The following is a 13,837-nucleotide window of genomic DNA, read 5'->3' as shown; positions in this document are numbered from 1 at the left end:
CGAAGACTGCGTTTGATGATTTGATTTAGCGCTGTAAGCGATAGGTTAAATCGCTTAAATTTTTAGTTAAGTGCAGTAACGACTGCTTGACCCATTTCAACCGTACCAACTTTATTCATGCCTTCAGACATAATATCGGCAGTACGTAAACCTTGATCCAATACATTGCCTACTGCATCTTCAATGGCTTTTGCTGCAGCTTCTTCACGGAAGGTATAACGCAACATCATTGCTACAGAAAGAATAGTCGCCAATGGATTCGCTAAGTTTTGACCTGCGATGTCTGGCGCTGAACCATGACATGGCTCATACATACCTTTACCATTTTCATCTAAAGAAGCAGATGGCAACATACCAATAGAACCCGTCAACATTGCCGCTTCATCAGACAAAATATCACCGAACAAGTTAGAGGTTACAATCACGTCAAACTGTTTTGGTGCACGTACCAATTGCATCGCTGCATTATCTACATACATGTGCGATAAATTGATGTTTGGATAATCTGCTTGCTGCATTGCAGTGACTGTTTGCTTCCACAACTCTGTCACTTCAAGTACGTTGGCTTTATCGACAGAACATACTTTACCACCACGTAAGCCAGCCAACTCAAATGCAACTTTGGCAATACGCTTAATTTCAGACTCTGAATAAACGTCGGTGTTATAACCTTGTTTTTCACCATTTTCTAATTCACGAATACCACGTGGCTGACCGAAGTAAATACCACCTGTTAATTCACGTACAATCAGAATGTCCAAACCTGCTACAATCTCAGCTTTCAAGCTAGAAGCATCTGCCAATTGTGGGTACAAAATCGCTGGACGTAAGTTAGCAAACAAGTTCAATTCACTGCGTAGTTTTAATAAGCCACGCTCTGGACGAATTGAACGCTCAATGTTGTCCCACTTTGGACCACCAACAGCGCCTAATAAAATTGCATCGGCTTTTTTAGCCTGTTCAGATGTTACTGCAGGGTACGGTTCGCCATGTGCATCAATTGCTGAACCACCCAATAAACCTTGTTCCCAAGTCAAACCCAAATTGAATTTTTCATTGACACGTGTCAGCACTTGTTCAGCAGCTTTCACAATTTCTGGACCAATGCCGTCACCAGCTAAAATCAAAATATGTTTTGACATGAAAATTTCCATTGTTAATAACAGTCAACGACTGTAGAGACTAAATTTTTTGTTCCACAAACTCGCCTAAGCCATTCAGGACATTGTAGGGTTTGCAAAAACGACGAATGGGTTTGTTGTTTTGCATCAGCTCCACGCAGAGTGGATCGGGTGCAGATACATTTAATAAGCTACCTTTAGTACGAATGCGGTCTCGATACATTCTAAAGGTATATTTTTGCTTGGCATTAAACTTATGAATGACATGCAATTTTTCTGCACGATCTTTAGAAATCGGATAAAAACGTATTACCAACTCATGCTGTGCAGGAGGCACAGACAAATACAAGGCATTCGATTTATTTAAGGAAGATTCCTGTAAACGCACCAAACCTTGTTTGATGGCAGTACGTGTCACACGATGATTTTCTGCATCTACAATGGTGACTTTATTTAACCGTTCAAATTCACAATCATCCGTACCTGTACAGTAAATTAATGCATTGGATTTAGTTTGCGCAGTTTCTTTTACCTGTTTAAGCCGTGCTGTATCCCACGTTTGGCATGCACTTAACGCAGTCACACAAAATCCAATTACAGCAAGCTGACCGAAAATCTTACTCATTGTTCGCGCCCAACCTCACTTGTTAGATACAAAATATAAAAATTATTATGTGCCGATGTTAGCAAGAGTTAGGCCACGATGCTATGACTAATTTGACTGGACTTAAGCCTGAATTTCAGCAAAAACCCATGGACGAGATTGCTTGGTTTTCTCTTCATAAGCACGAATATCATCTGCCGCTTGCAAAGTTAGACCAATATCATCTAAACCATTCAACAAACAATGTTTACGGAATGGATCGACCTCAAACTTAAATGCAGTACCGTTTGGTGTGCGTACTTCTTGCGCTTCTAGGTCAATGGTTAATTGATAACCTTCTGTCGCAGCACATTCCTTAAATAACTGCTCAACCTGATCTTCAGTTAAAATTACAGGTAACATGCCATTTTTAAAGCAGTTATTAAAGAAGATGTCAGCAAAGCTTGGCGCAATCACAGTACGGAAACCATATTCATTCAATGCCCATGGCGCATGCTCACGGCTTGAACCACAACCAAAGTTAGCACGTGAAATCAAAATTGAAGCGCCCTGATAACGTGGCTGATTCAATACGAACTCAGTATTCAACGGACGTTTTGAATTGTCCTGTCCTGGATAGCCTTCATCCAAATAACGTAATTCATCAAATAAGTTATCACCAAAGCCTGTGCGCTTAATTGATTTCAAGAACTGTTTTGGAATGATTAAGTCAGTATCGACATTGGCACGGTCTAATGGTGCAACGATACCTTGTTCAACGGTATATTTTTTCATGTTTAATTCTCACTGAATCCGTAACCTCTCCCTCTCTCTTCTATTACGAGAGAGAACTCCTTCTCCCTCTTAGGAGAAGGTTGGGATGAGGGAATAACTTAGAATGAACGTACGTCTACAAAATGACCTGCAATTGCAGCTGCAGCAGCCATTGCTGGACTCACCAAGTGAGTACGACCACCGTTACCCTGACGACCTTCAAAGTTACGGTTTGATGTCGATGCACAGTGCTCACCTGGTTGTAACTTGTCTGCATTCATGGCCAAGCACATTGAACAACCTGGCTCACGCCATTCAAAACCTGCTTCTACAAAAATTTTGTCTAAGCCTTCTTGTTCTGCTTGTTGCTTCACTAAGCCAGAACCAGGAACAACCATCGCTTGTTTAATGCTTTCAGCAACTTTACGACCTTTAATGACTTCAGCTGCGGCACGAATATCTTCAATACGCGAGTTGGTACATGAACCAATAAATACGCGGTCTAATTGAATGTCTGCCAAAGACTGACCCGCAGTTAAACCCATATATTGATAAGCACGCGTCCAGTCATTGCGCTGTACGTCATCTTTAGCTTGTTCTAAAGTCGGTACGGCTCGCGACACTGGAATCACCATTTCAGGTGAAGTTCCCCAAGACACTTGTGGCTCAATCTCTTCACCTTGCAACACAACGACGGTGTCAAAGTGTGCGCCTTCATCTGAATGTAAGGTATTCCAATAGGCAACTGCAGCGTCCCATTGCTCGCCTTTCGGTGCGTAATTACGATCTTTCACGTATTCAATGGTTTTGTCATCGACAGCCACCATACCTACACGTGCACCCGCTTCAATAGCCATGTTACATACGGTCATACGACCTTCAATAGACATATCACGGAAAACTTGACCACCAAATTCAATCGCATGGCCTGTGCCACCTGCCGTACCAATTTTACCAATAATGGCCAATACTACGTCTTTTGGGGTAACGCCCTGACCTAATTTGCCATCTACACGTACCAGCATGTTTTTCATTTTCTTTTGAACTAAGCATTGGGTTGCCAATACGTGTTCAACTTCAGAAGTACCAATACCATGTGCCAAACAACCAAATGCACCATGTGTCGCTGTATGTGAGTCACCACACACCACCGTCATACCTGGTAAAGTTAAACCTTGCTCAGGCCCAACCACGTGCGCAATCCCCTGACGGATGTCATTGATGTCAAACTGCACCACGTTAAAGGTTTTACAGTTGTCGTCCAAGGTTTGCACCTGAATACGTGAAGTATCATCTTCAATACCTGCAATACCATCTGCACGCTCTTTTTTAGAGGTTGGTACGTTGTGGTCAGGCGTTGCCACGTTGGCACTTAAACGCCACGGTTGACGACCTGCAAGTTGTAAGCCCTCAAACGCTTGTGGAGAAGTCACTTCATGCAATAAATGACGGTCGATATACAATAAAGCTGAGCCATCGTCACGTTGGGTGACCAAGTGATCATCCCACAATTTGTCATACAAAGTTTTTGCTGTTGGATTTTGTGCTTGTTGGTTTTCGCCTGCCATGTCAGATCTACTCCACTGGACTGGGTAATTTTTTCATTCTTTCGATTATAACCGCGAATTTGTATAAATCTAATTTATCATTTTTATTAATTTAAAAACTTTTGGGAATTAATATTTATCTCCAAGCAAAATATTTTTATTGGTTCAAACCTGTTTTGTTTTCAAGTTGAGTTCAATCAACATCGTTTCATCTAAAAAATAATTACGACTAAAATCTAATTTTCCAATCAAAAACACAAAAATATTCGTTTTTACAAATCAAGCAAGAATGATTATCCTTTAGCTATCACACAGAGAAACACCAAAGCAGCACAGGAGTATCACATGAGTCATATTCAAAAATTTGTTGCTAACAATCAATGCATGTTCAAAAAGACCTTGAGCTACTACATTATGCACATCACCGTGGCAATGGTGGTTGGTTATGTGGTCACGGGTAATATTTGGATGGCTATTACCTTAAGTTTGGTCGAACCAACGGTTCAAGCGGTGGCTTATTTCATTCACGAACGTATTTGGGAAAAGAAAACACAAGCTGAAGAGACCAATATTATCGCCTAGTTAACATATCGTTATGCTCTAGTTATCCTCTTCTCAAGTGAATACTGCTGTTCTATTTCTTCCTCTTAGATCATCGTAGCGCAAGCGACGATGATCTTTTTTTATGCCCTTTTTAAACCTACTCCTTTGAGGATGTTTCTGCCTACAGTTTCAAAATATGTAGAATTTGTTTTGATTAATTCTAATTTTTTCTAAATAATAAATACAGTGATAAAAAATACTTATAGGTAGTTCAGATGAATCTTGCAGCCTTCGAAGCTTTTGTAAAAGTCATGGAAACGGGCTCTATTTCTTTGGCCGCAGATCAACTGTTTATTACCCAGCCGGCAGTGACCAAACGCATTCACAGTTTGGAAGATTATTTTGGTGTAAAACTGTTTGAATCGGCAGGACGTGGCGTACAGGCTACACATGCGGCACATTCATTGTTACCTAAAGTTAAAAACTGGCTGAATGAGCTGGGCGATATTCATCACACCCTCAGCCATGAACAAGGGCAAGTTCAAGGCAAACTGAAAATTGGCACCAGTCACCATATTGGTTTGCACCATTTACCCAATCATTTACGAGAATACGTACAGGAATTTCCCAATGTCACGCTAGATGTGCATTTTGTCGATTCTGAACAGGCACATGAGCAGGTTTTGGCTGGAGATTTAGAACTGGCTTTTCTGACCCTTCCACCTAAACTGGATGAGCGCTTGGCTTATGTCACCATTTGGAATGATCCTTTGGTCTTTGTCGTGGCGCCATTTCATCCTCTAGCAGGTCAAAAAAACCTACAATTGTCCGACTTACTTAGCTACCCAAGTTTGTTACCCGCTGCGCAAACCTATACCAGTCAAATCACCTTAGCAGAGTTTGAAAAGCAAGGGGTAAAACCTAAAGTCACCATGAGCAACAACCCGTTAGAATCAATTCGGATGTTGGTGTCTATTGGTTTGGGCTGGTCTGTTCTACCCAAAACTTTGGTCAATCAGGACTTGCAACAGTTAGATATTGATTTAGAAATGAACCGTCAACTCGGTATGGTATGGCATCCTGGACGGACACAATCACGTGCAGTTTTAGAATTGATTGAGATGATGAAGCATTAAGCATTACAACTCAAAAACATTTTTATCTATAAAGCTTACTTTTCTAGACTCAACAAAATAGCCCTCAAGTGATTCATCACTTGAGGGCTATTTTTATCAGAATTTCAAAATGCTGCGTGGTCTATTTCTTAACGATTGACCGAATCTTCATGTAAAGATTCATTCAATTGATCCACCACAATCGCCCATGAACCATCCGATTTTATTTTTTCAACAATAAACTGACGTTGTGCGTCTGTCCAAAAATCAGCATCGGCAATATTGGTTTCTGCGCTAAGTTGATGTGTCACAATAAATTGCTGAATCGCTTCTTCACTGGCATCTAAACCTAATTGTTCAAATAAATGTGTCATTCTTGGGCGTACACCGCTCATTTTTTCACTCCTGCTGTTTTTTAATTCTTGCCTTACCTTAGCACGCCTATTCTAAAAATGAATGACATAATCCAACATTACAGCAAATAAAAACAAAACAGAAACAAGCGACTAGTTACACCTGATACAGCGATAATTGCACTAATCTAAACTTTAAATTGACCAGTCCTGCACATCCCACCCTTGCTCTTCCGCTAAAGCCTGTAAACGTGCATCGGGGTTTACTGCAATGGCATGATCAGCATACTCCAGCAAGAAACGGTCGTTAATGGAATCTGAATACGCCCAAGACTCGGTCACATCACGACCTTCTAGCCATTGCTCCAAACGTACCAATTTGCCTTTTTGGTAACATGCGGTATTAATTACCTTGCCTGTATATTTACCATCGACCACTTCCGCATTGGTGGCAATAATTTCAGTAATGCCAAATTCACGAAAAATAGGTGCCGTAATAAAGTCAGATGTTGCGGTGATGCCTACCAATTCATGTCCTAAAGCCTGATGACGCTGAATTGCTTTAAAACCTTCAGGACGCATTTGCGGACGAATCACCTTTTGCATAAATAATTCATGCAATTCGGTCAGGTATTGATTGTCGTGCTGAGTTAAAAATTCAAATACAAATTCGTTATATGCAATTGGGTCGAGCTGCCCTGCCTTATAGTCTTCATAAAACTTGTCGTTCATGGCGCGGTGACGGACTGGATCGACCAAACCTTCATTTACCAAAAACTCACCCCAAGAATGATCTGAATCAGTATTTAACAAGGTGTGATCGAGATCAAATAGCGCCAATTTCATGAAAATACTCGTAAAAACTGAAATTTAAGAAAAAAATTGTAAATCTATCTCCGCTAGTCGATAGAAATTCGTTAAGATCATAGCAATTTTAACATTATTTACACTTTGCGTTTTCGAGTTGGAGAAAAGAAATCATCATCCCCGAGTGCAAAGTCATAAATTAAACAATATTTAGGTAGCCAAATGATCGACTCAGAAGGTTTCCGACCCAATGTCGGGATCATTTTGGCAAACGAGTTTGGACAAGTTCTATGGGCAAAACGCATTGGTCACAATGCATGGCAATTTCCACAAGGAGGTATCCAATATGGAGAAACCCCTGAACAGGCACTTTATCGTGAGCTGAGAGAAGAAGTTGGCTTACTGCCCGAACACGTCCAAGTTATCGCGCAAACTAAAGGTTGGCTGCGTTATCGTTTGCCACATCGGTACATACGCACGGATTCAGACCCAGTATGTATTGGTCAAAAACAGAAATGGTTTTTATTGCAACTGACGGCTTCAGCACATCATATTCGGCTGAATTTGTCAGACCCGCCTGAATTTGATCAATGGCAATGGGTCAGTTACTGGTATCCGCTCGGTCAGGTCGTCAATTTTAAACGTGACGTCTACCGTAAAGCGATGGTGGAATTGTGTAATCAATTACCGCTCAAAAAACCTTAAAAACCTGCAAAAAATGTAGGTTTTTAAACTTAATGTTATAGACGCAGTTGTGATAACTTAGGGTCATGAGCTGTGTAACAACTGACCTAAAAATAACCCATCTAAATATGGAGTAGCGCGTATGTCAAACATGCAACTGGATACCCTTAGACGCATTGTGCAAGAAATCAATGCGTCCACCAGTTTGCATGAATCACTCGACATTATGGTGAATCAGGTCGCAGAAGCCATGCATGTGGATGTCTGCTCGATTTACCTGTTGGATGAACGTAATCAGCGCTACCTCCTCATGGCTTCAAAGGGTTTAAACCCTGAATCTGTGGGACATGTGTCTTTACATACCAGCGAAGGTCTAGTCGGACTGGTTGGACAGCGTGAAGAAATCGTCAATCTAGACGATGCGCCTAAACATGAACGATTTATGTACTTAGCCGAAACAGGTGAGGAAATTTATAACTCCTTCCTTGGTGTACCAGTCATGTACCGTCGTAAAGTGATGGGTGTTCTTGTGGTTCAAAACAAGGACAAACAAGACTTTTCTGAAGCGGCAGAGTCCTTTTTAGTGACGCTCTGCGCCCAGCTTTCAGGCGTGATTGCACATGCGCATGCCGTGGGCAATATTGATGTATTCCGCAAACCGAACAACCTGCCTGCCTACAAAACCTTTCAGGGGGTTTCGGGTTCAGGCGGGATTGCTTTAGGTCGTGCGGTCATTTTGTATCCTCCTGCGGACTTGGCTGCTGTGCCAGACCGTGAAGCCGATGACATTAGCGAAGAACTGACATTACTGGACAACGCACTCGATGCAGTACGTCAGGAAATTCAGGCGCTCGATGACAAAATGCAGGATGCCTTAATGGCGGAGGAACGTGCACTGTTTAGCGTATTCCTGCGCATGTTGGATGAAAATGCCCTACCTGCCGAAATTAAAGAACTGATTCGCGAAGGGAACTGGGCACAAGGTGCGGTGCGTATTGTGATTGACAATCACATTGCCTTATTTTCGCAAATGGAAGATGACTATTTACGTGAGCGTGTGTCTGATCTGAAAGATTTAGGCCGTCGTATTTTAGCCTCTTTGCAAGAAGCCGATGCCAGTCACCGTGAACTGACCGATGAAAGCATTTTAATTGGCGAAGAAATTTCCACCGCAGCTTTGGTAGAACTGCCTGTCGATAAAATCGCAGCGATTGTCACCACCGAAGGGGCGATGAACTCACACATGGTGATTGTGGCACGTGCCCTCGGTATTCCAACTGTAGTGGGTGTGACTGAGCTGCCAATCAACAGTCTAGACGATGTAGAAATGATTGTAGATGCGCACCAAGGCCGGGTCTTCATCAACCCGCCACGACGTATGCGCACACGCTATAAAGAGATTCAAAAAGAAGAAGAACAGATTGCCAAAGACCTGAAGCAATATGAAACCAAAGACGCGATTACCCCTGACGGCGTTGCGGTAAAATTGTACGTCAATACAGGCTTGATGATTGATGTTGTACGTGGCGTGCAACGTGGCGCTAAAGGGGTCGGTTTATACCGTTCTGAAATTCCGTTCATGCTGCGTGATCGCTTCCCAGGTGAAGAAGAACAACGTGCCATTTACCGCCAACAGCTTAGCCATTTTGCCAATAAACCGGTGGTGATGCGTACGCTGGATATTGGTGCTGACAAGGACTTGCCATACTTCTCGATTGAGGAAGAAAACTCAGCCTTAGGCTGGCGTGGAATTCGCTTCACACTGGATCACCCTGAAATTTTTTCTTCGCAAATTCGCGCCATGCTCAAAGCCAGCATTGGTCTGAATAATCTGCATATTTTACTGCCTATGATTACCAGTGTCAGCGAGGTAGAAGAAGCCTTATATTTGCTCGATCGTGACTGGCAAGCGGTACAGGAAGAAGAACAGGTTAAAATTAACAAGCCTAAAATTGGCATTATGGTAGAAGTGCCGAGTGTACTGCTACAAATTGATGAATTTGCCCCGTTGGTGGATTTCTTCTCGGTGGGATCAAACGATTTAACCCAATATTTATTGGCAGTTGACCGTAACAATCCGCGCGTGGCCAACGTCTATTCACACTTTCACCCCGCAGTACTACGCGCCTTAACCCGCTTGGTAAAAGAATGTCATAAATATGATAAGCCAGTGAGTGTCTGTGGTGAAATGGCGGGAGACCCGCTGTCTGCGGTGCTCTTGATGGCTATGGGCTTTAATACCCTGTCGATGAGTTCAAGTAATATTCTGCGGGTGCGTAAAGCGATTTGTCATGTACCAATGAGTGATGCACAAAATCTACTAGAACAAGCCTTAAAAATGAATAACCCACTTATGGTAAAAAGTTTGCTTGAATATTATTTTAAAACCCATGGCTTGGGCGATATGGTGAAACTGGCAACACGCATCGTAGCGCCATAAACATTGCTAAAGCTCAAGCAGCACGCAATACATCCCAAAAACAACAAGGGCGATAATCATCGGAATATCGCCCTTGTTTGTGTTTGCTATAGCCTCGTTTGGCATTTTTCTTACGGTCTACAAAAACCTGACTTTTGTTGACCTCATGCATGTGCTTTGCCACAAAGTTATGCTGAATAAGCTCTGGCTGTTTTTTCTTTGCCATAACGCTGTTCCTTTCAGTTGATTATTGAAATGAGCAGTATGCCTGCTCTATATAAATGGAGGTGTTGGCGTAAAATTCAAGCCGATAATATCTGCAAAAAATGGTTAATCTTCCTCCAACCGTCCACGTAAGTTGGGCAGCCGATCATACGCTTTTTTGTACAATTTACAAGCGATTTACCCTAAATAGTGCTAAGATAAAAATAAGGGTGAAAAACTTATTAAAAGCAGTTTTACTGGATTTTTCTGACGGTTATTTTTGAAAGCTATTTTAAAGAATATTCAGCTGCTTTACCCATACAACTATAGCACGAAATTCTAAAAAATTTATTACTTTACAAATACTTAGTAGTTATAAAATCCACTAGAAAAACGGCAATGATTGGCTAATATGAATATAGAAGATCAGTTAAACAAGACCATTAAAAACAGGAGTCAAATCTATGATTTATGAAGTATCTGGAGATATTTTACTGAGCGAAGCACGTGCAATTGCTCACGGTGTTGCCCCTAACGATAACTTTGCTACAGGTTTGGCTTTAAGTCTGCGCGAGCACTGGCCTGCATTGTATAAAGACTTCCGTAACTATTGCCATATTTACCACCCTAAAGCGGGCGAGCAATGGACTTGGGTCAATGCTGAAGGTCAACGCATTGTGAACCTGATGACTCAGGAAGCCGCTTATGACAACGGTTCAAAACCTGGTAAAGCATCAACAGAATACGTAAACCGTACTTTGAAAAACTTAAAACAGTTGATTGAAGAAGAGAAAATTGAAAGCTTGGCATTACCACGTCTTGCAACAGGTGTAGGCGGTTTAGATTGGGAAGATGTACGTCCACTGATCTACAAACACTTAGAAGATTTGGATATTCCGATCTACATTTACACACTTTATCAAAAAGGTGTAAAAGCTGAAGAGCCTGCGAAATAAGTATTGCCAGATCAGCTTTGACTCGATCTATTGAGTGTGATTATTCAACACTTAACTGAAAGAGACGGTTCGATTCACCCGTTTGGTGTTTGCCAAGCGGGTGAATTTTTTGGTGTTCTGAACACAGCGAGCGAGTATTGAGTTTTATGCCGCAAATGCACGCTGTAAAATGGCGGCAACATCTACCTGTTCAGGTTTCAGCATACCCACCACTTGCCCATGCGACTCACTATAACGTGACTGAATAAAACCCTGTGCGACAAAGTCTGGGGCATAACGCAGCAACAATACCGCTTGTGCAAAGATCACCAAACGACTGACTAAAGAACGTGCCATAAATTGTAATTCATTGCTGTTCGTGGTCTTCAATAACTGCTGCAAACGATCTAACTCACTGCTCAAAATAGCATCTGTAACGGCAGTACCCGCCAAGTCTTGTAATAACACCTGAATCAGCTCAGGTTCTCGCTGCATGGCGCGTAGCACATCTAAGCACATCACATTGCCTGAACCTTCCCAAATGGTATTCACAGGCGCTTCTTTGAAAATACGTGCCATGATGCCGTTATCGACATAACCATTGCCACCAAAGACTTCCATCATCTCACCTGTAAGCTCCACAGCTCGTTTGCATACCCAAAACTTCGCTGCAGGCGTCATTAAGCGCTTCCATGCCAAAGACACAGCATCATCGCTTTCATAACAATGAGCCAAATGAAAACTGAGTTGTACTGCAGCTTCGGTTTCCAGTGCTAAATCTGCCAAAACCGCCTGCATTAATGGCTGATTAGCCAGTGTCTGCCCAAAAGCCTGACGCTGTCGGGTATAGGCAAGGCACTGCACAAGGGCTTGGCGCAGCATGGCACTACTGCCCACAGCACAGGTTAAACGGGTGTAATTCGCCATTTCAATAATCGTGGGAATACCACGTCCTGCTTCCCCAATCATAATGCCCCAAGCCTGCTGAAATTCGACTTCTGAACTGGAGTTGCTGCGGTTTCCGACTTTGTCTTTTAAGCGCTGTACCTGAACATGATTTTTACTGCCATCTTCCAACCAGCGCGGTACAAAGAAACAAGCCAAACCATCTTGCTCGGTATTGGCCACCACCAAATGCGCATCACACATCGGGGCCGAGAAAAACCATTTATGCCCTGTCAGTAAATAAGCTTGGCCTCGTCCTGTTTCTGCGACTGGAACGGCAAGTGTTTGGTTGGCACGCACATCTGAACCACCCTGCTTTTCTGTCATCCCCATGCCGAGCCAAATAGATTTCTTTTGTGAAATAGGCACATCGCGTGGGTCATATTCATTACTTAGCAGTTTTTCGCCAATTTTGGCCCACAACTCAGGTTCACGCTGAATCAGTGGAATACTGCCCAACGTCATAGAATTCGGGCATAAATTGCCACATTCGACTTGTCCTGCCAAATAAAACCGACTGGCCCAGTCCACCCATTTTGCTGTAGATTGAGGCTGTTTAAATGGATGCGCATGGGTGTCAAATTCACGACTCAGCGCCATCCAGTGATGCCATCCAGGATGAAACTCAACCACATCCTGACGACGTCCACGAGCATCAAAGGCATGTAAAATAGGGGTATGCCGATTGGCTAAATCTGCATAGTGATAAAATTCTGCTGAAGCCGCAATTTGCCCCATTTCATTGAGCCGTGTCTGATCCGTACTGCCATAACGAGATAAAATTTCTTGTAAAACAATGTCACTTTCAAATAAGTTATAGTCTTGTAGTTCGTCAAACTGATTTTGAATTTGATGGGTCGCCCATGTTTGCATTGTGTTAGATCCCTGATGATTTTTTCCTGATGATGCTTTTCAGTATAGAAAATAATAAGCAGCAAGGTGTTCGGCTTTATTTATGAAAAATTCTGAGATACAAGTACGTCGTAAACCACGCCAATCAAGGGCTAAACTGACCCAAGAGGCCTTACAGGAAAGTTTTGTTCGGCTTTTACATGAACGCCCTGCAGATCACATTACCATTCGTGAAATTACAGACTTAGCAGGCGTGGGTTTAGGCACCTTTTATGAATATTTTTCTAAAAAAGAAGATTTAATTGCACTCACCATTCACCTACACGTGAAAACCAATGCAGAACGCCTACAAAGTTATGCACATCGGCAACTGGAGTTATCCACAAATCTGGCTTTTGAGGATTATTTACAGCAAGTTGTTGGCTTTCAACTCGAACAGATTCAGGCTCAGCAATTTTTATGGGCGCATAGTTTTTTATTAGAGCGTCAAATTTCTAGTATTGAAATTTATAGAAAAAGTTATGCCATGATGGTGCAGATGTGGCTGAATATTCTTGGCCCATTTATCGCCAATGCAAGTCAATGCCACACCCTTGCTTTAAATATGCAGCGTATTTGCTATGGTTTTATCGCACAAAGTTTATTAATTGAGCCTGATTTTCAGGATTGGCCGCAATTACATAGCGATATGTTGCAAGCCATGCTGCCTTTTTATAACAACCTTAAAAGCCTTTAATAGCTTCCTATTTACGTCAGCCAAGCACTCAGTTTTAGCATCGTTAATGCCAATCATCAGCAACAAATTTATCTATTTGTAAAATCAATAAAATCGTTTTACATTAAAATGGCAAAATTTAGATGCTTTCAGCTATGCATGACATTTCAGTATGATATTGTGGTGTTGTAGTTGATTTTTTAAACGAACAAAACGGTTCATGGCAGCTTGCTTTATGAA

The 13,837-nt window shown here is 42.1% G+C and carries 14 protein-coding genes; 6 read left to right on the top strand and 8 right to left on the bottom strand.

Annotation, left to right across the window (positions count from 1 at the left end; genetic code table 11):
- Positions 1 to 62: 62 nt before the first annotated feature.
- The 4 genes from leuB to leuC all read right to left on the bottom strand — a co-directional run bounded on the left by leuB (position 63) and on the right by leuC (position 4,046).
- Entirely contained in the window at positions 63 to 1,142 is a 1,080-nt protein-coding gene (leuB, locus tag ACNS8M_RS01935; RefSeq protein WP_168417506.1) for a 3-isopropylmalate dehydrogenase, read from the bottom strand.
- A gap of 40 nt (positions 1,143 to 1,182) precedes the next feature.
- Positions 1,183 to 1,746, bottom strand: coding sequence for a hypothetical protein (locus ACNS8M_RS01930; protein WP_168417507.1), 564 nt, complete (start codon positions 1,744 to 1,746; stop codon positions 1,183 to 1,185).
- 102 nt (positions 1,747 to 1,848) lie between these two features.
- Positions 1,849 to 2,499 carry a 3-isopropylmalate dehydratase small subunit gene (leuD, locus tag ACNS8M_RS01925; RefSeq protein ID WP_168541414.1) on the bottom strand — a complete coding sequence of 217 codons (651 nt, stop codon included), beginning with the start codon at positions 2,497 to 2,499 and terminating at the stop codon, positions 1,849 to 1,851.
- A gap of 98 nt (positions 2,500 to 2,597) precedes the next feature.
- The gene (leuC, locus tag ACNS8M_RS01920) at positions 2,598 to 4,046 is read right to left on the bottom strand and encodes a 3-isopropylmalate dehydratase large subunit (RefSeq protein WP_419225064.1); all 1,449 of its coding nucleotides are present in this window, start codon (positions 4,044 to 4,046) and stop codon (positions 2,598 to 2,600) included.
- A 324-nt stretch (positions 4,047 to 4,370) separates the two neighbouring features.
- Here leuC and ACNS8M_RS01915 point away from each other — a divergent pair, with 324 nt between their 5' ends.
- Positions 4,371 to 4,607: a DUF2061 domain-containing protein gene (locus tag ACNS8M_RS01915; RefSeq protein ID WP_419225063.1), complete on the top strand. Its 237-nt coding sequence runs from the start codon at positions 4,371 to 4,373 to the stop codon at positions 4,605 to 4,607.
- Positions 4,608 to 4,843: 236 nt separating this feature from the next.
- Positions 4,844 to 5,704, top strand: a complete 861-nt coding sequence (locus ACNS8M_RS01910; RefSeq protein WP_167845754.1) for a LysR family transcriptional regulator — start codon at positions 4,844 to 4,846, stop codon at positions 5,702 to 5,704.
- 128 nt (positions 5,705 to 5,832) lie between these two features.
- On the opposite strand, the gene ACNS8M_RS01905 is transcribed toward ACNS8M_RS01910, so the two are convergent.
- Together ACNS8M_RS01905 and ACNS8M_RS01900 are read right to left on the bottom strand one after the other, a co-directional pair.
- Entirely contained in the window at positions 5,833 to 6,078 is a 246-nt protein-coding gene (locus ACNS8M_RS01905; RefSeq protein ID WP_167845753.1) for a DUF2789 domain-containing protein, read from the bottom strand.
- Positions 6,079 to 6,231: 153 nt separating this feature from the next.
- Entirely contained in the window at positions 6,232 to 6,882 is a 651-nt protein-coding gene (locus ACNS8M_RS01900; protein ID WP_168417510.1) for an HAD family hydrolase, read from the bottom strand.
- A 183-nt stretch (positions 6,883 to 7,065) separates the two neighbouring features.
- Between ACNS8M_RS01900 and ACNS8M_RS01895 the strand changes: the two genes are divergently transcribed.
- On the top strand, positions 7,066 to 7,548 hold the full coding sequence (locus tag ACNS8M_RS01895) for an RNA pyrophosphohydrolase (protein WP_004976084.1): 483 nt from the start codon (positions 7,066 to 7,068) through the stop codon (positions 7,546 to 7,548).
- A gap of 121 nt (positions 7,549 to 7,669) precedes the next feature.
- On the top strand, positions 7,670 to 9,967 hold the full coding sequence (ptsP, locus tag ACNS8M_RS01890; RefSeq protein ID WP_194557507.1) for a phosphoenolpyruvate--protein phosphotransferase: 2,298 nt from the start codon (positions 7,670 to 7,672) through the stop codon (positions 9,965 to 9,967).
- Between the two features lie 13 nt (positions 9,968 to 9,980).
- Here ptsP and ACNS8M_RS01885 read toward each other — a convergent pair whose 3' ends face one another.
- The gene (locus ACNS8M_RS01885; RefSeq protein ID WP_168417512.1) at positions 9,981 to 10,172 is read right to left on the bottom strand and encodes a DUF7230 family protein; all 192 of its coding nucleotides are present in this window, start codon (positions 10,170 to 10,172) and stop codon (positions 9,981 to 9,983) included.
- A gap of 442 nt (positions 10,173 to 10,614) precedes the next feature.
- Here ACNS8M_RS01885 and ACNS8M_RS01880 point away from each other — a divergent pair, with 442 nt between their 5' ends.
- A complete protein-coding gene (locus ACNS8M_RS01880) occupies positions 10,615 to 11,106 on the top strand; it encodes a macro domain-containing protein (RefSeq protein ID WP_004976080.1) in 492 nt (163 codons plus the stop codon).
- Between the two features lie 144 nt (positions 11,107 to 11,250).
- Here ACNS8M_RS01880 and ACNS8M_RS01875 read toward each other — a convergent pair whose 3' ends face one another.
- On the bottom strand, positions 11,251 to 12,903 hold the full coding sequence (locus ACNS8M_RS01875) for an acyl-CoA dehydrogenase family protein (RefSeq protein WP_419225062.1): 1,653 nt from the start codon (positions 12,901 to 12,903) through the stop codon (positions 11,251 to 11,253).
- Between the two features lie 82 nt (positions 12,904 to 12,985).
- Between ACNS8M_RS01875 and ACNS8M_RS01870 the strand changes: the two genes are divergently transcribed.
- Positions 12,986 to 13,618, top strand: a complete 633-nt coding sequence (locus ACNS8M_RS01870; RefSeq protein WP_325781396.1) for a TetR/AcrR family transcriptional regulator — start codon at positions 12,986 to 12,988, stop codon at positions 13,616 to 13,618.
- Positions 13,619 to 13,837: the final 219 nt, after the last annotated feature.

The organism is Acinetobacter sp. A2, assembly GCF_048537555.1.
Lineage (GTDB): Bacteria > Pseudomonadota > Gammaproteobacteria > Pseudomonadales > Moraxellaceae > Acinetobacter.
Note: the sequence above shows the minus strand (reverse complement) of the source record. Positions and strands in the feature narration are given on the sequence as shown.

Bases quoted from the DNA above. Each gene is read 5' to 3' on its own strand.
- ACNS8M_RS01885 (WP_168417512.1), bottom strand. From the start codon at position 10,172: ATGGCAAAGAAAAAACAGCCAGAGCTTATTCAGCATAACTTTGTGGCA.
- ACNS8M_RS01880 (WP_004976080.1), top strand. From the start codon at position 10,615: ATGATTTATGAAGTATCTGGAGATATTTTACTGAGCGAAGCACGTGCA.
- ACNS8M_RS01895 (WP_004976084.1), top strand. From the start codon at position 7,066: ATGATCGACTCAGAAGGTTTCCGACCCAATGTCGGGATCATTTTGGCA.
- leuC (WP_419225064.1), bottom strand. From the start codon at position 4,046: ATGGCAGGCGAAAACCAACAAGCACAAAATCCAACAGCAAAAACTTTG.
- ACNS8M_RS01910 (WP_167845754.1), top strand. From the start codon at position 4,844: ATGAATCTTGCAGCCTTCGAAGCTTTTGTAAAAGTCATGGAAACGGGC.
- ACNS8M_RS01875 (WP_419225062.1), bottom strand. From the start codon at position 12,903: ATGCAAACATGGGCGACCCATCAAATTCAAAATCAGTTTGACGAACTA.
- ACNS8M_RS01905 (WP_167845753.1), bottom strand. From the start codon at position 6,078: ATGAGCGGTGTACGCCCAAGAATGACACATTTATTTGAACAATTAGGT.
- leuD (WP_168541414.1), bottom strand. From the start codon at position 2,499: ATGAAAAAATATACCGTTGAACAAGGTATCGTTGCACCATTAGACCGT.
- ptsP (WP_194557507.1), top strand. From the start codon at position 7,670: ATGTCAAACATGCAACTGGATACCCTTAGACGCATTGTGCAAGAAATC.
- ACNS8M_RS01870 (WP_325781396.1), top strand. From the start codon at position 12,986: ATGAAAAATTCTGAGATACAAGTACGTCGTAAACCACGCCAATCAAGG.
- ACNS8M_RS01930 (WP_168417507.1), bottom strand. From the start codon at position 1,746: ATGAGTAAGATTTTCGGTCAGCTTGCTGTAATTGGATTTTGTGTGACT.
- leuB (WP_168417506.1), bottom strand. From the start codon at position 1,142: ATGTCAAAACATATTTTGATTTTAGCTGGTGACGGCATTGGTCCAGAA.
- ACNS8M_RS01900 (WP_168417510.1), bottom strand. From the start codon at position 6,882: ATGAAATTGGCGCTATTTGATCTCGATCACACCTTGTTAAATACTGAT.
- ACNS8M_RS01915 (WP_419225063.1), top strand. From the start codon at position 4,371: ATGAGTCATATTCAAAAATTTGTTGCTAACAATCAATGCATGTTCAAA.